This is a genomic window from Natrinema sp. H-ect4, assembly GCF_041894845.1.
Lineage (GTDB): Archaea > Halobacteriota > Halobacteria > Halobacteriales > Natrialbaceae > Natrinema.
On record NZ_JBHDYC010000009.1, the window covers coordinates 52393 to 70043 of the forward strand.

The 17651-nt window shown below is 51.9% G+C and carries 20 protein-coding genes and 1 pseudogene; 10 read left to right on the top strand and 11 right to left on the bottom strand.

Going from position 1 to position 17651, the window contains the following annotated elements; translation table 11 throughout:
- Positions 1-39 precede the first annotated feature (39 nt).
- Entirely contained in the window at positions 40-1422 is a 1383-nt protein-coding gene (locus ACEWFR_RS12830; protein WP_374061408.1) for an FAD-dependent oxidoreductase, read from the bottom strand.
- A gap of 431 nt (positions 1423-1853) precedes the next feature.
- Positions 1854-2693 carry a potassium channel family protein gene (locus tag ACEWFR_RS12835; protein ID WP_374061409.1) on the bottom strand — a complete coding sequence of 280 codons (840 nt, stop codon included), beginning with the start codon at positions 2691-2693 and terminating at the stop codon, positions 1854-1856.
- Positions 2694-2941: 248 nt separating this feature from the next.
- Here ACEWFR_RS12835 and ACEWFR_RS12840 point away from each other — a divergent pair, with 248 nt between their 5' ends.
- The 4 genes and pseudogenes from ACEWFR_RS12840 to ACEWFR_RS12855 all read left to right on the top strand — a co-directional run bounded on the left by ACEWFR_RS12840 (position 2942) and on the right by ACEWFR_RS12855 (position 6045).
- A complete protein-coding gene (locus ACEWFR_RS12840; protein WP_374061410.1) occupies positions 2942-3577 on the top strand; it encodes a class I SAM-dependent methyltransferase in 636 nt (211 codons plus the stop codon).
- A 5-nt stretch (positions 3578-3582) separates the two neighbouring features.
- Positions 3583-4312 (top strand): annotated as a pseudogene (locus ACEWFR_RS12845) (aspartate/glutamate racemase family protein).
- Positions 4313-4489: 177 nt separating this feature from the next.
- Positions 4490-4999, top strand: a complete 510-nt coding sequence (locus tag ACEWFR_RS12850; protein WP_374061411.1) for a hypothetical protein — start codon at positions 4490-4492, stop codon at positions 4997-4999.
- A 2-nt stretch (positions 5000-5001) separates the two neighbouring features.
- The gene (locus ACEWFR_RS12855) at positions 5002-6045 is read left to right on the top strand and encodes a tyrosine-type recombinase/integrase (RefSeq protein ID WP_374061412.1); all 1044 of its coding nucleotides are present in this window, start codon (positions 5002-5004) and stop codon (positions 6043-6045) included.
- Between the two features lie 104 nt (positions 6046-6149).
- On the opposite strand, the gene ACEWFR_RS12860 is transcribed toward ACEWFR_RS12855, so the two are convergent.
- Together ACEWFR_RS12860 and ACEWFR_RS12865 are read right to left on the bottom strand one after the other, a co-directional pair.
- Complete coding sequence (locus ACEWFR_RS12860) at positions 6150-6710, bottom strand: hypothetical protein (protein WP_374061413.1); 561 nt, start codon at positions 6708-6710, stop codon at positions 6150-6152.
- A 7-nt stretch (positions 6711-6717) separates the two neighbouring features.
- Complete coding sequence (locus ACEWFR_RS12865; RefSeq protein WP_374061414.1) at positions 6718-7365, bottom strand: hypothetical protein; 648 nt, start codon at positions 7363-7365, stop codon at positions 6718-6720.
- An 805-nt stretch (positions 7366-8170) separates the two neighbouring features.
- Here ACEWFR_RS12865 and ACEWFR_RS12870 point away from each other — a divergent pair.
- The 4 genes from ACEWFR_RS12870 (at position 8171) to ACEWFR_RS12885 (ending at position 10600) form a co-directional block, all read left to right on the top strand.
- Positions 8171-9511 (top strand): Cdc6/Cdc18 family protein, encoded by a 1341-nt coding sequence (locus tag ACEWFR_RS12870; RefSeq protein ID WP_374061415.1) that lies wholly within the window; start codon positions 8171-8173, stop codon positions 9509-9511.
- 59 nt (positions 9512-9570) lie between these two features.
- Positions 9571-9801, top strand: a complete 231-nt coding sequence (locus ACEWFR_RS12875) for a hypothetical protein (RefSeq protein WP_374061416.1) — start codon at positions 9571-9573, stop codon at positions 9799-9801.
- A 290-nt stretch (positions 9802-10091) separates the two neighbouring features.
- Complete coding sequence (locus ACEWFR_RS12880; RefSeq protein WP_374061417.1) at positions 10092-10331, top strand: hypothetical protein; 240 nt, start codon at positions 10092-10094, stop codon at positions 10329-10331.
- The gene (locus ACEWFR_RS12885) at positions 10328-10600 is read left to right on the top strand and encodes a MarR family winged helix-turn-helix transcriptional regulator (protein WP_374061418.1); all 273 of its coding nucleotides are present in this window, start codon (positions 10328-10330) and stop codon (positions 10598-10600) included. Before ACEWFR_RS12880 ends, ACEWFR_RS12885 begins: the two co-directional genes overlap by 4 nt.
- Here ACEWFR_RS12885 and ACEWFR_RS12890 read toward each other — a convergent pair.
- Positions 10534-10905 carry a hypothetical protein gene (locus ACEWFR_RS12890; protein ID WP_374061419.1) on the bottom strand — a complete coding sequence of 124 codons (372 nt, stop codon included), beginning with the start codon at positions 10903-10905 and terminating at the stop codon, positions 10534-10536. The two genes, ACEWFR_RS12885 and ACEWFR_RS12890, sit on opposite strands and share 67 nt — an antisense overlap.
- A gap of 58 nt (positions 10906-10963) precedes the next feature.
- Here ACEWFR_RS12890 and ACEWFR_RS12895 point away from each other — a divergent pair, with 58 nt between their 5' ends.
- On the top strand, positions 10964-12958 hold the full coding sequence (locus ACEWFR_RS12895) for an ATP-binding protein (protein WP_374061420.1): 1995 nt from the start codon (positions 10964-10966) through the stop codon (positions 12956-12958).
- A gap of 2 nt (positions 12959-12960) precedes the next feature.
- On the opposite strand, the gene ACEWFR_RS12900 is transcribed toward ACEWFR_RS12895, so the two are convergent.
- The 5 genes from ACEWFR_RS12900 to ACEWFR_RS12920 form a co-directional block, all read right to left on the bottom strand.
- Positions 12961-13536, bottom strand: a complete 576-nt coding sequence (locus ACEWFR_RS12900) for a hypothetical protein (protein WP_374061421.1) — start codon at positions 13534-13536, stop codon at positions 12961-12963.
- Positions 13537-13538: 2 nt separating this feature from the next.
- Complete coding sequence (locus ACEWFR_RS12905) at positions 13539-13979, bottom strand: hypothetical protein (RefSeq protein WP_374061422.1); 441 nt, start codon at positions 13977-13979, stop codon at positions 13539-13541.
- A gap of 69 nt (positions 13980-14048) precedes the next feature.
- Entirely contained in the window at positions 14049-15167 is a 1119-nt protein-coding gene (locus ACEWFR_RS12910; RefSeq protein ID WP_374061423.1) for a 26S protease regulatory subunit, read from the bottom strand.
- Positions 15164-15847 (bottom strand): hypothetical protein, encoded by a 684-nt coding sequence (locus ACEWFR_RS12915; RefSeq protein WP_374061424.1) that lies wholly within the window; start codon positions 15845-15847, stop codon positions 15164-15166. Before ACEWFR_RS12915 ends, ACEWFR_RS12910 begins: the two co-directional genes overlap by 4 nt.
- The gene (locus tag ACEWFR_RS12920; protein WP_374061425.1) at positions 15844-16167 is read right to left on the bottom strand and encodes a hypothetical protein; all 324 of its coding nucleotides are present in this window, start codon (positions 16165-16167) and stop codon (positions 15844-15846) included. Before ACEWFR_RS12920 ends, ACEWFR_RS12915 begins: the two co-directional genes overlap by 4 nt.
- 79 nt (positions 16168-16246) lie before the next feature.
- Between ACEWFR_RS12920 and ACEWFR_RS12925 the strand changes: the two genes are divergently transcribed.
- Positions 16247-16780, top strand: coding sequence for a winged helix-turn-helix domain-containing protein (locus ACEWFR_RS12925; RefSeq protein ID WP_374061426.1), 534 nt, complete (start codon positions 16247-16249; stop codon positions 16778-16780).
- Positions 16781-16783: 3 nt separating this feature from the next.
- Here the strand turns inward: ACEWFR_RS12925 and ACEWFR_RS12930 are convergent, their stop codons facing one another.
- Complete coding sequence (locus tag ACEWFR_RS12930) at positions 16784-17635, bottom strand: DUF6610 family protein (protein WP_374061427.1); 852 nt, start codon at positions 17633-17635, stop codon at positions 16784-16786.
- Positions 17636-17651: the final 16 nt, after the last annotated feature.

Here is a 17651-nt window from a genome sequence, read left to right on the forward strand (position 1 = left end):
CGGTAGTACGTCCGGTTCCGTCTGGCGGTGTCCAGTCAGTCAGTCGTCGGCGCTGGGTTTGATCGCCTTCGGCCCGTCGGAGTCGTCGCCGCGCGGGAAGTTGTCGATCGTCTCCTCGCGGAACGCCTCCTCGTCGAACTCGTACTCGTCGCCGAGGAACTCGAGCACCGTGTTCGTGTCCCGCATGGCGTTCTTGAGACACGTCGAGGCACCCGGCGACGGCGTGATGTTGAAGATGACGTCGTCGCCGACGATCTTGGCCTCGCCCATGTCCAGGGACTTGTTCTTCGTGTCGACGATCTGCGGGCGAACGCCGCCGTAGCCCTTGGCGCGTTCGATGTCCTCGAGTTCGACGCTCGGGACGACCTTCTGGACGTGGGGCAGGAACTGTTTCCGGCCGACGTTCGGGAGGTCGTAGACGAGGTTCCGGAGCACGTACGGCAGGAGGATCCGATCCGAGAGGATGTTGGCGTAGCTCAGGAACGCCGCCGCGTTCAGTCCGAACACGTCGAGGAAGTCTTTGACGGTCGTGATGCGCCCGCGCTCGAGCGTGGGGACGAGCTTCGCGGTCGGCCCGAATCGCGTGATCGACGAGTCGTGGACGTCCGCGTCGCCGTGGACCGCGGCGAAGGGCAGCTTCTTCATCTGGAGCGTGTAGACCTTCCCGTTCAGGAGGTCGTCCGCGAGGAAGAAGCTCCCGGCGATGGGGAGGAGGACCTTGTCCTGGCCGTAGCCGAGTTCCTTCGCGATCTGGAGGCTGTGCGAGCCGGCCGCGACGACGGTCGCGTCACAGTCGAAGCGCCCGTCGTCCGTCTCGATCGTGTAGCCGTCGAGCGTCGGCGTAATGTCCGTGACTTCCGTCCCGGTGTGAATATCGACGTTCGTCTCTTCGGCGGCTTGCTCGACGAACGACTTCGTCGTCTCGCCGTAATCGACGACGTAGCCGTCCGGCGTCTGCAGCGCGAGCATGTCCTTCGACGGGTCGCGGCCCTCCACGACTTTGGGCTCGATCTCGCCGATCTCCTCGCGATCGATCGGTCGAAGCTTCGGGTAGAGGTCGCCGAAGCCGTCGTCCTCGTACCGTTGCTCGAGTTCCGCGACCTCCTCGTCACCGACGCCGAGCACCATCTTGCTGCGCTTGGCGTGCATCTCTCGGTCGGGGTCGGTGTTTTCCAGATAGCCCGCGAGGAGTTCCGCTCCCTCTTTGACCTCTTCGGCCTTCTCGAGCGTGTAGTTCGTCTCGATATCCCCGAAGTGGAGGGTCTGTGAGTTGTTCGTGTGGTGGGAGTTGATCGCTGCGATCTCCGATTCCTTTTCGATCAGCGCGATCGAGTCGATATCAGTGAACTTCGCGGTCGTGTAAAGAAGTGATGCACCACTGATACCACCGCCGACGATTACGAGGTCGTATTTACCAGACATTATTGATCGGTGTGGGTCGGTATTGCAAGTGCTCGACTCCAGACTGATAACTCATATTTTTTCGATCGGGTTTTCGACGACTGTCGTATCCCTCATCGACGGCTGTATTCTCGGACTTCGGATACCAGGAAGAGAGTGCCCAGATCTTCAGATATTGGGCCTCTACCCAGGGATACAGCTGGAGAAACCCACTCGTTATCCGGCAATCCGCTCCCGTTCTCATCTCTCATCCCCGGCGATCCGGTGTTATTCAGCCGCAGTTGTATCGACAGTCGACGTACCGGTGACAACCCGTGCTCCCGAACGTGAGAGTGACGAATCACTCGTCACACAGCGGCAGGAAGAAAACGTGCGTATGGAACGAGAATAAACACCTGAGTCGTTGTCTCGGCTCTGTAGTCTCCGAGTGGGACGATCAGTTTCCGTTCGGCCTACTCGCGCGAGTCGTTTTTCTGATAGATGACGTGGCCACACGCCTTGCAGTGTGACGCATCGCGGTCGTGATACGAGAGTCCACAGTTCGGGCACGTGACGTTGATCTTCCCCCTGTGGCTCCACTCGCGGACGATCCTGCTCGCCTGCCACGGAATAACGATGATACCGGCCAGGATCGCTGCGACCGTGACCCACCGCCCTGCGGTCGTGATCGGGACGATATCGCCGAACCCGACGGTCGACAGCGCGACCACGACGTAGTAGAACGCGTCGCCAAACGTACTGACGTCGGGGTTGACGACGTGTTCCGCGCTGTAGAACAGGCCAGCAGAGACGAAAAGAAGCACCAGCACCGTCAACAACAGCTTCAGCGCGCGTAAGGCGTTATCCGAAATCGTCCCGAAGAAGAACTCCGCGTCCTGCGTAAACCGGTAAAACCGGAGGACGCGGACGACCCGAACCACGCGCAGGAAGCCGACGTTGGCGACCATCGCGACGCCCGGCAGCAACACCACGAGGAACGTCGGAAGAATCGCGATCAGGTCGACCACGGTGTAGGGATCGGTGGCCTCCTCGAGGCGATTCGCCGCACCGTAGAGTCGGAGGATGTACTCCACCAGAAACACGACGCCGATCGCTATCTCGAGTTGCCAGAGTCGAGACTGAAGCTCGGCGGAGAGCGGATAAGTTTCGGCGACGAAGACGGCGACGAAGACGAGGTTGAGAACCAACAGCGCGATGTCGATCGTCTTTCCCAGCGGCGTCTGGTGATCCAGAAGGTAGAACCGGACGGTTTCCCGACCGTCACGGCCTCCGGGCGACGATTCGATCGTCATTTGACAGTCGTACTCCGGGTGCGAGACACGTAGACCCTCGGATTATCGAACACGGCCAGTCTCACCGCACCCGGCTCGTTATCACCCCAAGGGCGAGGGAATCGGTGCGCTCACACACGAAGCCAGCGTCGGCGATGCCGACTGATTTTGTATCGAGAGCGGGACGCGGATACGAACCAGATAATAGCGCCCGACGAAGACCAGTCGGAGTCCGACTAGACTTTAGGTGTTCACCGGTTATGGTGCACGTGAATTCTAACGAGGTTCGTCGCCAGTGGGCAGAGCGGACCGGAGAGTACTCCCCGGAGTATTACGCCTACTACGGCCCGGACGAGCGCAGCGAGTCGATTCTCGAGCGTCTCGATCGCTTCGTCGACCGAGACGCGTCCGTCCTCGAACTCGGCTGTAGCTCGGGCCGGCACCTCGCACACCTCTACGAGCACGGCTTCGATAACCTGGCAGGAATCGACGTCAACGACGACGCGTTCGACGTCATGGAGGAGACTTACCCCGACCTCGCTGCCGCCGGCACATTCTACCACGACACCATCGAAGACGTCGTCGGCGACTTCGACGACGACCAGTTCGACGTCGTCTACTCGGTCGAGACACTCCAGCACCTCCACCCGGACGCAGAGTGGGTCCTCGAGGACATCTGCCGGATCACCGACGACCTCCTCATCACGGTCGAAAACGAGGGCGAAGACGATGAGCAGACCGATCACCCGGAGTCGGCCGACCCCGACGTGAGCTACGTCAACGACGACTTCCCCCTCTATCACCGCGACTGGAACCGCGTGTTTACCGAGCTCGGGTTGCTCGAGGTCGACGTCGAGGTGGGCAAGCGAGATACCGTCCGAGCCTTCCGCACGTCGCAGGAGTAGGTTTTTTGTGGGCTGCTCGAGCGGTCGACTTAGTTCGACTCATACTTGACGAGTTCGACCTCATTCGCAGCGTTAACTTCGCCCGGATCGAACGCTGTATTCGGGACCAACGGTGGGAAGAGGCGGGTGAGCTACTGGTCGACGTGGCGCTCGAGCTATAGTAGCCACTGCAAGTCACTGCACACCTGATCGCCCGACAGCTGTGCGATCAGTGTGTAACTAGTTGCAGTTGTTACTATAGAAGCCGGCGGTGCCGACTTCGTCGTCATGGCGACGAACACAATGCATCGCGTCGCTCCGCAACTCGTCGACGAGCTGTCGATCCCGTTTCTCCACATCGTCGACGCCGCGGTTGATGCGATCCGCGCCGACGGGGTCGAGACGGTCGGGGTGCTTGGGACGAAAGCCGTGATGGAGGGGGCGTTCTACCACGAGCGGTTCGGCTCGCGCGGAGTCGAAACGGTCGTGCCCGGTATCGACGACCGCGAAGTCGTCGACCGGATCATCTTCGAGGAACTGACGACCGGACAGGTGCGAGAGGAGTCTCGAGGGCGATATCTCGACGTGATTGACGGTCTGGTCGAGAAGGGTGCCCAGGGAATCGTCCTCGGGTGTACCGAAATCGAGCTCCTGGTCGAGCAACGGGACTGCCCCGAGACCCCGCTGTTCGATACAACTGCACTTCACGTCGAGCGTGCCGTCGAGCGAAGTCTTCGCCCCGTCCTCGACGATTGAGGCTCCCGGTCACGCCAGCCAATCAAAGGATGTGGTACATGTAAATCGATGGCCTCGGCACTCATAAAGAATCAGTCCTACGTAGGACATAAAAGATTTGACACCTAGTTGTGTCATGTCCGAGGTCGAGGGAGCGAACTCGCTCTTCTCCTGGCATATCGGAGGTCGACTAACACAATGTCAGAAGAAAACAAGAAGCAGTGGAAAGAGACCGGCGGCTTCGCACAAGACAGCGAAGTCGCACAGGTCGTATGCAAAGAAGAAGATCTAGACCAGTGGGACGATGAAGCAGATAAGGCAGGTCTCTCCCGCTCCAAGTACCTGTACAAACTGATCCAGGAGGGACGGGCATACAGAGAACACGGTGCGATGAGATCCGGAGGCGATCAAAAACGTATCCAAGAACTCAAAGAAGAGGTTGCGGAACTTGAGCAACGGCTACAGGAAAAAGAGTCCGAAAGCTCCGCAGCCATCAGCTTCGAACCAGATACTCTACGAAACGTTCTTACCGACCAGTACCAGGAACTGGATGAGATTCTTCGGAGTATCGTTGAGTCCGGCGTTTTAGACGAAGCCCTGCGCCAGCCAGTAGAGAACCAACTGTACTTTCTCGCAGCTCAAGATGAAGTCGACTACGAACGAGGCTGGGGCTGGAAACTCACCGAGGACAACGGAGGTGACGACTGAAAATGCCACGCGAAAAGAAACACGAAGTACTGTTGGACGCTGATGTCTGGGATCACAAAGTCTTCAAAAACAAACACGAATGCATCAACGACTGGCTCCGCAGCAAAGACTCCACAGGAGCGAGCCGCCGCACACTTAATGCGTACAGCCGGACAGCCGCGAAGTTCTTCCACGAACACTTCCCCGACACACACCCATCGGACGTCGTAGTAGGAGACATTGAGCAGTACGTCCTGATCATCGACAAACGAGACGTCGCAGATAACACCAAACGACGTTACGTCGAGTCTCTCAGCAGTTTCTACGACTGGGCAATGAAACGCCCAAGGTTCGACGATATCACAGGTAACCCTGCTGGCGTCGTCCTGGAGGAACTAGGTAGAGTCCGCAGAGAAAGACCAGATACCGCCACCTGGGACAAAGGCAGAAAAATTGTCCAAAACATCTCTGATCCACGCGACAAAACCGCAGCTGTCCTCATGGCGAAGACAGGGGCGCGTACCGATGAAGTCCTCTCACTGAAGGAAGAAGATCTGATGCTGGATGACGGGTTCATCCGCTTCAGAGACAGGAAAGGTGGAACGACGACAGTTAATCCGATCGATGACGAAACGGTTCAAGCTATGACCCGGCTAATGGCGATTTCAGATGACTCAGAGTATATGTTCACTTCGATCCGTGGAGGCCGTATCGACAGGGAGCGTATCCGTCGATCGGTTCGCCGTGCAGCTGTCCAGGCAGGAGTCATGGAAGAAGTAAATGAGAAACGGTGGCACCACAAGTTCGTTCCTCACTACTACAGGACGATCTTCACGTCCTTGATGAGGAACAACGGTATGCCTGACCACTATACCCGTTATCTCCGTGGTGACGGCGACCAAGAGGTAATGGACCTTTACACAAAGATCCCGCGAGACGAGGTCCGGGAGGAGTACCTTGAGCACATCAAACCCCTGAACCTGTACGCCAGGACTGACGGAGGTGAGAATCAACAATCGGAGAGCACAGAATCAACGGCTCGACAGATCAAACTGGACAAGCTGTAGGAGCCCCAATCTGGCTTTCGCCAGAGGAAGTAGAGAAGCTTCAGGAAACAGGATCTATCGAGATCGAACTGGTTGAGGACTAATGCCGACCTTTTCGGCCCTGTTCACATTTCCTGGACTTCTCTAAGATCTCTCCACTCCCAGCCAGAAGCAGAATCCGCGATATAGTCGCCTCTCAGAGTCGAAATATCTCCGACGAAACTGCTCCACTCAGGATCAGCAACCAGCCAGAAACCCGTCTCACCGCTCCTCTCCTCGAAAGCGACTTCGCCAACATCCTTCCCCAGCTCCCTCGAGTAGAACTTCCGCAACACACTGCAAACCAGGTCAGAATCCGGGACAGGACAGTACACCTCTGTCAAAACATGGCTCTGACCAGGCTTAGACACACGGACGAAGCGTACATCCAAGTCCACACTCATATACAGAGACGCCAGCAACACGCTCTGATCCTGGCAATCCCCCTCTAAGCGGTACAGCATATCTCCTGGATCAGGGATACTCGAACCTGTCCTCTCATAGTTTGATCCCTCAGCTGCGAATAAATGCAGTCCACAGACCTCAACAACCCAATCCGGGAACTTTGTAGGTCTGAACGTCTCCCGTAACTCCCGAGGCACATGCGGAAAACTCTCCGGAGCCGTCTTCGCAAAATAATCAGTCATCCTCGGGTTATCCGTTGTTCTGGAACCGGTCCAGCATCTCATTCAAACGCTCGACCTCAGGATCACCTCCGACACCACTGCCTCGACCGCTATTGCTGTTTCTTTCCGGGAGATGGAAACCAGCCTCCTCGAGCAAATCCAAGGCCTCCCGCTGGCTTATCTCACCGCGCTCAACTTGGTTACGTAGTTGAAGAAGCAACTGCTGAGACCCCAAGCTCGAATCCCTTCCGACCGAACTATAATCAGAAGCAGGCCTCCGAAGAATATCCTTCAACCGCTCACCATCCAAGATCTCCACACAAGTATCTCTGATAAAAGGATACATCTCCCCTTGATCCGAAAGAGACCGGAGATCAGATCTAGACAGATACTCACCTCTCTGAATATAGTTCATCCACCTATCCCTCGCATCCACATTGATAACATCCCGTTCATACAGAGTAACGAAATCAGCCCGAGAAACACCCTCCTTCGGCCTAAACCCTTCATCAACACCATTACTGCCTCCGATACCACTAGAGCGACCAACACCACTTCTGCTGCCTGAACTTCCTACCCTGGTATCCTTCTGCTGCATCCGGTTATACTGCTCAGCTGCTTCCTCTAACAAACTGAAAAACGTATTCACGGGATGCTCCTCGCTGTTTTCAACCATGTATTCCTGACCCTCACTTACTTAGAACCAACTATCTCCAGAACAATAACTTCTACTATGAACAGATACAAAAATTGATGTAAAGGACTGCTACGCTAAAGCTACGACATAGAAAACTCTCTTGAGTAAAACTCTAAAACGCGGTTCGAAATGATGGTGCAAAACACTGCAGAGAGATAGATTAAGAAAAAATAGAGGACTGATTACAAATTATAGGAGTATATTTCGAACCGGTGTGTTACGCGGACCTCACAAAGTTAGAGTAGGGCAGTTTAAGAGATCTTCCAGTAATTTCATTTATAAACACCCCTTGGAAATTTTTTGAGGTGAGTGCTACACCCCACCGATGACGAAATCTTAGAAAGATCTGCCTGTCCATTCCTGTACAGGGTGTTTTTTGTTTTTTTAGGCTGTTTTCTCCAAACGAAACAAGGGTGCTGTTACTGTTTATTAGTAGCAAAACCCACCACTGGTGACGAAATTTCTGACCTTTATAAATAAGACACCCACCACCGGTGAAAATCTGAAAACATTTCTTCCCCAAAGTTTTCTAATATAACATTGTTATATTATTGTTGTTATTAGTAAGTGAATGTTTCATAGTGGTCTATTCTCTATTTGTCCTTTTCGAAAATATCTCTCAGATCTCCGGCTTCACGAAAAAAGTTTTCAAGTTTTCACCAGTGGCGGGTGTGTTCCAATTGAAATGTAGGGTACATAAAGGGACAATATAGCAAAAGAAACAATATAATTTCGCAAAGGTGAGAAGGTATTTAAACAGTGGTGCGAATATGTTGTAATATCTATGATTGACTTCACAGTAGAATCTGAGAAGATAGACCAAGACACATCTATCAACGAAGAAAAACTCGACAAAAGCTACATACCAGACGAGTTCCCGCACCGAGAAGACCTGCAGGAATTTCTCTTTGAAAATATTCTATCCAAGATCATCCAAGAAGGCAAAACTCCAGAAAACGCCTTCATAACAGGTGCATCCGGAACGGGGAAAACAGCGGTAACTAAAGCATCCATAGAGAAATTCTCAGAAGAAAACGATGACAAATACCTAAAATCCATTGAGATTGTCTACATCAACTGCAGTACTCGAAACTCCTACAGCAAAGTATTCGAAGGGATAGCAGATCAGATAGGTGTCGACTGGAAAAGAGGGATCAAAAATGATAGGAACCAGGAGAGGCTGTTCGAAGAGATGCAATCCTCTGGTAAAACCTATCTAATAGTACTTGACGAACTGGATTTTCTGAAGAAAAGGAACGGCAGGAACTACATCAAGCCTGTTATCTACGATCTTTCAAGGATTGAGGAAGTCTACAGTGAAGGCTTAGCTAACAGGTTCTCATTACTGGGGATCTCAAATGACTTTTCGATAACATCCTACATGAAGCAATTTGATGAGGATAACGAGTCCGGATTTGATCCGATGACTAGAGAGTGTCAGCCCTACTATGCTCAAGAGATCTCGGATATCCTTGAGGCCCGGTATAGAGAAGCCTTTGAGGAAGATATTCTTGATAAGGAGGCTATCACATGGCTTGCTAAGAAAGTTAAAGATCAATACGAGAGCGATATCAGGAAAGGTATGCGTGTTTTGAAGAATGTCGCTAAAGTACATCAAGAAGACAAAAATCCAAAAGAGATAGTTAAGGAGGCGCACTCTATTTACCACGAAAACAGGATAGAGAAGACTATTCAGTCCTGCGACCTTCATGAGCTGATAGTTCTTTCATCGTTGACTCACTGTATGGAGAACGATATGAGAAAGCTTGATGATATTAGGAGGACTTACAGGGAGATCTGTGAATCCTTCAAGTTAGAGAAAGGTAATGACAAACAAGGGGCTAAGTCGAAATCTTTCGTGAGAAGGAGGCTAAACAAGTTCATTAAAGAAGGCCTTGTTGACCGTAGAAAGAATTATGACGAGGTCCAGAATCCGTATGTCTACTTTTCTAAGTGCGATATGGATCTATTGGATGAAAAGGTCAACGAGAGGTTGGATCGCAAGGGTTACAGTACAGCGAGCCAGGAGAAATACCTTTCAGAACTTGATGATGGAAAAACGAAGCTTGGTGATAAGGCTCTTGGCGAAGAAGAAAAGAGCTTGCTTGATGCTTCGAAAAAGTGAATGCGAACAGGAAATAATGAAAGATATATAAACGAAGTACAACAATTAGTTGATAGATTATGACAAGTGCAAGTCGAGATACGGTTCAGGTTCAACCAGAACCTGAGATTAGTGCCGTTCCAGAAGCGGTTCAAAATCACAGTAAACAGCAGCAGGAAGGCGAAGAGGAAGAAGAGCTCGGGATCGTCAAGAGGGCGAAGAAATCTGAGTTCACTGCGATCAGTATTCAGGACCAGGCCTCCACTGATTCTTCTTCAAATCCGGACTCCTCGCTTGAAGATTACCTCTGAGGTGCCGGCAGTGAGGCAGGGTATTCTTCCGCGGAAAAGCCTAGAAGCACTAATCAAGTGTTTTCAAGATTCGGCGGTGGAACAGCCGTGAACCTTGTCAAATGGCTTGCGTTGGATGTGCAGGAGACCGTTTTGATGAACACAGCACTCTGGGAGATACAGCCACATAGTACTGAGAAAATAATTTATCCAAGGGTGGTGCCCTAATTACGGAGTACAGACAGCCACGGTACATTAAGGAGCTGAACGAGGGTCTCGGTGGAACTGTCGAGTTCGGAGAAGAGGAGTATTTGTTTCCACTAGATCTTCCAGCTGGGAAGGTCCGGCAGATTCTCGAAGAAGATCAGGGTGCAGAGGTGTACGGACTACAGTTCCCTGGCTTCAGAGTTGACTCTGGAGACGGAGTTCAGTATGATTTGCTACATTTAGATGAAGAGGATCCTGTCGATGCGATCGGGGTTTACGATGTCGACGACGGAGAGGTCTTGGATTTTTACAGTATTGATGAGCTCTCGGAGGTGGAACAGTGACTGGTTTAGACGATTCGTCTGTAGTCAAGGGCGGGTGTACAAAGGTACTGGAAGCTGCTGCAGAAGAGGAACAGCAGACTGTATCAGAGATCTTGTCTCGTCTTCCGTTTTCTCAGCAGTACGTGAGCCAGAGCCTGCAACGGTTGGAAAATGATGGCCTCGTAAAGTCCCGGGAATCGAGTGAGGATAGGAGAAACCGGATTTACAGAGTGACAGAGGAAGGATGGGATTTTCTTGATGTAGTGAACGGGATATACGCCGAGGCCTGATCCTTTGCGATTTTTCTGTCGAGGAACTCTCCGGCTTTCTCCGGACTCTGCGGTAGGTCGAGCTCTAAGTGGTACCATGGGTCGTCGTCTTCTTCATCGCTTTTGTCTTTAGCGTATATCTCTGCGTCGAGGCCTCTGTACTGTTCGATGTTGTCTTCGATTTCGTCTTTCCAGTGGCCTTCCCAGACGAATATCCAGTCTCCCGATTCGATTTCTAAGGCGCAGTATGGAGTATCGTTGCTGCTGGTTCTGTCAGCGTGTACTTCTACGATCGTAGCCTCAAGCAGTTCCCCTTCATCGCTCATAGGTTAGAATTGTTGTATTTGTTATAAAAAAGTGCTCTGCAGATTAGGGCTGTAGAGCATGTCGCTTCACGATAGGCTTCTGCAACAGGCGGAGCAGGCGAATATTGATGATGACCCGGAGGTGCAGAACCTTCTGGAGCTTATTGATAGATCTCCGAATAACAAGGTGAGAGAAAATGCTGCGAAGATATTGAGGGTGAAGATCAAGCAGCACCGCAGTTATCCTTTCCCCCAGGAACACCGGCCTTCAGTCGGGAGGTCCTCGATTAATGTGGGAAGGGGTTGGAAAGGGGGGATGGTGGACCTGCCTGTAGACAGTCTCACCAAGCACCTGTTAGCAGTCGGTCAAACCGGTTCTGGTAAGACCACTTTGTTCCTCAATCTGATGTCGGAGCTGGATGATCTCGGTATTCCGTTTTGGGCGTTCGATCTGAAGCAGGACTACCGACACCTGGTCAGGAGTGAGAAGATAGATGATGTACTGGTGCTGCCTGTGGAGAAGTTCAGGTTCAACCCGTTGAAGCCGCCGCCAGGAGTTCAGAAGGGTGACTGGTTGTCGACGTTCATGGAGGTATTCTGTGACAGTCAACAATTGCTCGGAGGATCTGACCGGTTCTTGGACGAACACCTTCACCAGTTCCAGAATAAGATGGACGGCCAGCCAACACTATTGGAGTTGAGGAACTACATTCAGAAACGTTCTGTACATCCTCAGAGGCAGGCCTTCCAAAACAGGATAAGGACAAGTATAGGAAGGTTGCTGAGAGATGCACCGCATACTTTCAACGTACAGCAGGGGTACTCGTTAGAGGAGTTGCTGGAGAGAAATGTAGTCTTCGAGTTTGAAGGTCTCAAGAAGTGGACTCAGAACTTTCTGATGGAGATCTTGATCGCCTGGATATATGAATACAGGAAGGCGCAGAATCATAGAGGCGGCAGGGTACGGCACGTCACGTTTCTGGATGAGGCGAAGAAGATTTTCTCTGCTTACAAGGAGCAGCAGGTAGCTTCCGGTCTACCGGAGATCGATGATAAGATTGCCAAGCTCCGTGAGTTCGAGGAATCGTTGATAGCTGCAGACCAGGAGGCGAACAAACTGACAGACTCGATCAAGGCAAACACCTACACGAAGATCTTGCTGGCGACAGGTGACGCGAAGGAGTTCAGATCGATAGCGGAGTCTCTGAAGATGGATGGACTGCAGAAGCGTTGGGCGAAACAGCTGGGAATAGGTCAAGCTGTTATCCAGAAGGGAGAGAAGGAGCCTGTCCCTGTTCGACTTCCGGACTTCGAGTTGAAGAAAGACGTTACCGATGATGACCTAATTTCGGAGATGGGCGATAAGTGGCAAAGTCTTTCTTTCCAACCACTTGATTCCTCTTCTTCACAAACCGTGGATACCGCGGAAACAGGCGGTACTGAATCCGAAGAGGAGAGCAGCGACGATGATATCGTGGAAGAACCGATTTCAGATACTGCATTGCAGCTTCTGAAGGATATAGTGGAAAATCCGTTCATCGGAGTATCTGAAAGGTATGAGAAGATGTCCAGCTACGGCACAGGGCACAGGGCCAAGAAGGAACTGATGGAAGAGGGCTTGATTGAGGAGAGCAAGGCCAAAAAGGAAAACTCGAGTCTAACTCTTCTGGAAATACCGGAGAGAGGCCGTGAATACCTGGAAAAGCACGATATCGAATTTGAAAGAGTGGGTCGTGGAGGAATAGAACATAGGTACTGGCAGCATATGTTCAAGGAGATGTTGGAAGAAGCTGGGTTCGCTGCGAAGAGGGAGTACTATGATATCGATGTCTACGGCAACAGCTCTGGATTTGAGGTTGCGGTGGAGGTCGCATTAGGTGAGAACGAAAGAGAGATTGACCATGTAGAAAAGGATTCTGAGAGGTGTGACCTTGTGGTCGTTGCTGCAGGTTCATCGTCGGTAGAGAGTTATCTGCAGAACAAGCTGGAGGATCTGGATTCAGGTACTTCGAGTGTTGACGTGGTACCGGTCAGGGAACTAGACGCTGAGTACTTCGCCCAGCTGGAGAACTGATTTCACGGGCAGATCGTCACCGAGTCTTCCGAGTTCCTCCATTCGTAGAGTCGACGGCCATTTTCGGACTTCTTTGTGATTAGGTCTTCCTCTTTGAGATCTCCCAGTTTACCGGGGCGGGGACAGAGTTGTGGGTCGGCAGGTGTCCAGTACAGTCCTTCTCGCTGGTTACTCTCTTTGAACCGGTATTCTTGTTTGGCGTCGACGCCGACAGCCTGGGTTTCAGATTCGTTGTCGACGAGGACCTCAAGAGTGTAGACCGATTTGTTGAAAGTACTCGCTTTCAGGATTCTGCAGGTAATTCCTTTGCTTAGAAGCATTGAGGCCAGGAGAACGACTTGGTCCGATCGACCTCCTCTTTGCTCTGTCGCGGTCACTTCCGGAGGTTTCAGTTCTCCTTGAGCGCTGTCTGTGATTTGGAAGCGGATGAACCGGTGATAGACTATGGCCTGTGAGAGTTTGTTCAGGTCGTCGCTGGTGCTGTCTGCTGTCTCCAAAATAGTGTCACAGACTCTTTCGACTGGTTCAGGGTCGACAGCCTGCTTCAGCTGTTCTGTCGAGAATGCTGTTTTCGCCATCTTTAGTCGTCTTCAAGTTCTTTCATTTTCTGTTCCATAATCATTATTTCTTTCTGCAGTCGTTCTATCTCCTCTTCAATATGGCTTTGATCATTCATAACGATATCTGATGCTTTGATCAGTTCTTTATTTTCGTCTTGTGAATCGGCTCCGATCTCATCTTCTATTTTATAGTCGCTACTGCTGGATTTAGACCTAGAGCTACCTGAACCCGGGTCTAGCTCCCCCAATACATCGTCACAGTACTTCAACGCAGTTTCAACATCTACCATCGCCTCGTTTTTGATTTTTTTCAGATCTCGAATGAAGCTGTCGAGGCTGTCTCCTCTGTCTTGTTTTTCTAATCCGTGGATTAGATAGTTCAGGTGTTCGACTGCCTTCTTGTTGTTTCCGTTTTTAAGCCGCTTCTTGACTTTCTTGACTTCTTCTTTGGGATGGCTCATAGGTTTTCGTTCAAGTTTTCTGGGTCGTCGAATCTGGTTCGTAAGCTTTGCAGAAGTTCGTTGTTTCACTCATTTTCCTTGATGCCAGTGTCTCAGGCTGGGTTCTGTCTCCTGAATTTCCGAAGTGAGATGTTGCTGGTTGATTGGCTGAAGACTTTGTTTTTCCAAGGACTCGATGTGTGCCTGTTGAGCAGCTGCGTCAACACATTTCTTCAGGTCAGCAGCGGTGAATCCGTCAGTGGCCTCCGCCAGCTTCTCCCAGTTGAAGCTACCTGCCGTCTTCTTCTCCTGTAGATGAATCTGCAGGATTTCCTGACGTGCTTCTCTGTCGGGAGGCGGGACCTCTATCTTCTCGTCGAATCTGCCGCTTCTCCTAATAGCGCCGTCAACGGAATCGAGCATGTTAGTCGCCGCTACAACAACAGCGTCCGTCCCCTGCAAGTCCTGGAGGCCTTGAAGCATCTGCGACACTGCCTGCGTATAGGCCTGTGACCCTGTTGTATCGGCCAGCGATTGCCTGCTAGAGGCAATTGATTCCAGTTCGTCGATGAAGACGAGGCACGGCTGGTTCTCTTCGATTTGCTGGAACAGTGCGTCGACGTTTTTCTCAGTTTCTCCAACGTACCGGTTGAACAGGTCGCTGGCCTTCGCACTTGCATAGTTGTATCCGAGCTCTCCGGCCAATGCTTTGGAGATGTACGTCTTTCCTGTGCCTGGTGGTCCGTGCAGGAGAACTCCGTTCGTCGGTGAGACTCCTAACGGTTCTCTGTACGGCGAGTCCTCGATCTGGTTGATGATGCTGTCGTTGAAGGTAGCGATCAAGTTGTTCATCCCGCCGACATCATCGAAGGACAGGTCGGGAGGTTCTCGAAACTCGACAGGGCCTTCGTTCGAGAGCTCTTCCTGGTCCTGACTGTTTCTACTACGGTTTAGCCCTCTGTCCCTGTTCGTTGGACTGGTATCGAGGTTGTCTGTCCGCCGGATTTTCTGTCGGGACTTGTCGGCCAGATTCTGCCATTTCTGGGCTTGCTCCCCGCTTTTCTGATCGGCCAGGTACTCTGCTTGTACAGCTGCCTTCACCAGCCTCTCCTCGGTTTCCTTGGCAGTGTCGGCTTCCTCTGCCTTCCGGACGAAGTCCTTGAATTTCTCAAGGAATTTCTTCTCCAGAAGCTTTCCTTGCCCCGTCATAGGTCCTCAAGTTTCTGAAGCTCTTCCTCTATCGCCTGGTCGATCTCCTCCTCAGTCTGCAGACTTCGATCCTCCAACTGGATTTCCTCGTGACTGTCGACGTCGTCCTCGACCTCTTCCTCGATGTCACTTAGGTCAAGGCCTGCTGCTTCACTGTCTGCGACCTCCAGTGAGTCCTCGATGTCCTGGATGTTGTCCCGACTTTCCAGCAGGTCGTCATCGCTTTCCTCGATAGCAGATTCGATATCGCTCGTCGGGAGCTGGCCTACATCGATATCCAGTTCGGAGTCAAGGCCGGAACCGATGTTGTCCTGCATATGCTGAAGCTTCAGTTTCTTCAGCATCAGCTTCTCCTTCCTCAGGTGGTTGAGAACCTTCTTTTTCTTCTGCTTCAGGACTTTGTGCTCCTTCGCCTCAACCATGTAGTCCTCTTTCTCAGACTGGGTTTCAGCCTCTCGAGCCCGTTCAACAGCCCGTTTTTTCTTCTTCCGGTGACGGTCGATATCTCTCTGCAGCTGGTCGATGAACTCCTCCCGTTCCTCAATGTCTTCCTGGAACTCGTCGAGCTCGAACCCGGACTCAAGCACTTCTCCATCCGGATCCAGTTCAAGGCCTCCGACCTCGACAGGCTCCTTGACCTGTTCCTCTGTATCGCTGAACATCCATTTTCTCAGGTTCATTGGCTCTCTGGTTCGAAGAAGTACGTTGTCAGGCCTGCTCCCAGGCTGGCACCGATGCTTGAGAACACGGCCTCGCCAAACCGGGTGTCTGGCTGAGTGTTGAACAAGGATTCGTCCGGACACTGTAGACAGATACTGAACGTGCTGATATCCGGGTTGAAGACCAGCACACCCATCCCTACTACAAGGCCTCCGGTCACCGCCGCTGCAGCGATGAACAGCAGTCCTATCCAGCCTCTTCCTCGTTCAAGGCCTTTGATTGCGGATGCTGATGCGATTCCACCTCCGATTATGGAGGCGATCAGTACTGTATTGCTCACACCGTTTTCACCTCTTCACCAAGTCCTTTATGCTTCCCCAGATTTAGGTGTTTCCCTAAACAAGGGGTTTTCAGAACCAATGGAAGATACAAAGTTTTCCAAACGCCTTTTTAGGAAGTTCCTCGTATCGTTAGAGACAATGAGGCCTGAGCAGTGGAACAAGGATGATTTCGAGGCCGTGGCCTCTCTGTTTCAGGGCCTGGGTCACGAGGCTCGTCTAGCGCTTCTACTCGGGTTATACGAGGATAAGTCGTTGAACGAGATTGCAGAGTTCTTGGATATCACACGCGGTGGAATGCAAGACCATTTGGAAAAGCTAATCGACTGTGAGCTGCTTTACAGGCCTGAGGACTCTTCTAAGACGTATGATTTGACCCCGTTCGGAGAGTTTTTCGTCGAGTTCCTCCTTGAGAATGAGGAAATCTTAGTAGATGCTGTAGATGAGCTCCGGGTTGAGGAAGGAAAGGTGCAGGAAGCTGTTGACAAGGTCCGGTCGCAGGTGGATGATGAAGATGTTCCTGTCTCTGAGAAGGATTGGGAGCGGAAGATTCACTCGAAGAAATGGGAGCAGGCTTGGGACGAGATCGAGGAGATACTCGAAGAGAACGAGTAACCTCTATACTCGGGTCAGGTCTTCTCGGTACTCGATAAACTTCTTGTGCGACTCGCTTTGGAAGGCGAGTTTTCCTTTTTCCTGGTATTCATCGACGTAGGCCTTCTCCAGTTCTTCCAGGGAACTGATGGGGTCGCCGCCGTCGTCCATCCACAAGTATTCGTCTGGTTCCTCAGTCGGCTGTCCATACAGTTCTACGGGTTCGGTTTTCGGCCAAATGTGCTTCTCTCGAAGAAAATTTTTGATCTCTTCGTAGGATCGGCGGGCGGTTTCCCGGGGTGTCATGTGTCCGTTGTCCTGCCATCCTTCCGGTGTCCAGTACTCCCAGTGGGCCATCCGCAAAGGTAGGTTACAGTCGTATCCGACAACGTTAGCGGGATTGCTGTCGTCTAAGGTTGGCTGGGTCAGCTTCTGTATAGCGTTGTAGGCCTCGTGAGGGTTCCCTCCTAACAGATGGACGTCCCAGCCACGGAATTTTGCAGGTCCGAGATCCTCTGCCTGAACAGGGCTGTCACCGTTCGCGTATCCCAGTGTAGTGTTTTCTGGGTCGAGAACGTCGAAGGCCTCCTGGCACTTCGGAGCGACGATAAAACGACGGTATGGAAATTCTTCAACGAGTTCGTCGATCACTTGCTGATACTTCTCGGCCTGTTCTGAGTTGTAGGCATCTCCGATAACAGCTACCTGCGGCCTACGATTACGCCATTCCTCCAAGAAACGGTCTAGGTCAGGGTCCTCGTAGTCATTATCCAAGAATCCTTCAAAAATATCGACGTTGACGTGCTCCTCCGATAATTGGTAGTTGCTGTCTTCACGGTTCCCGGGGAGATAACCAAGCTTCATCGCATCCGTCACGAATGGGTGTCTTCCG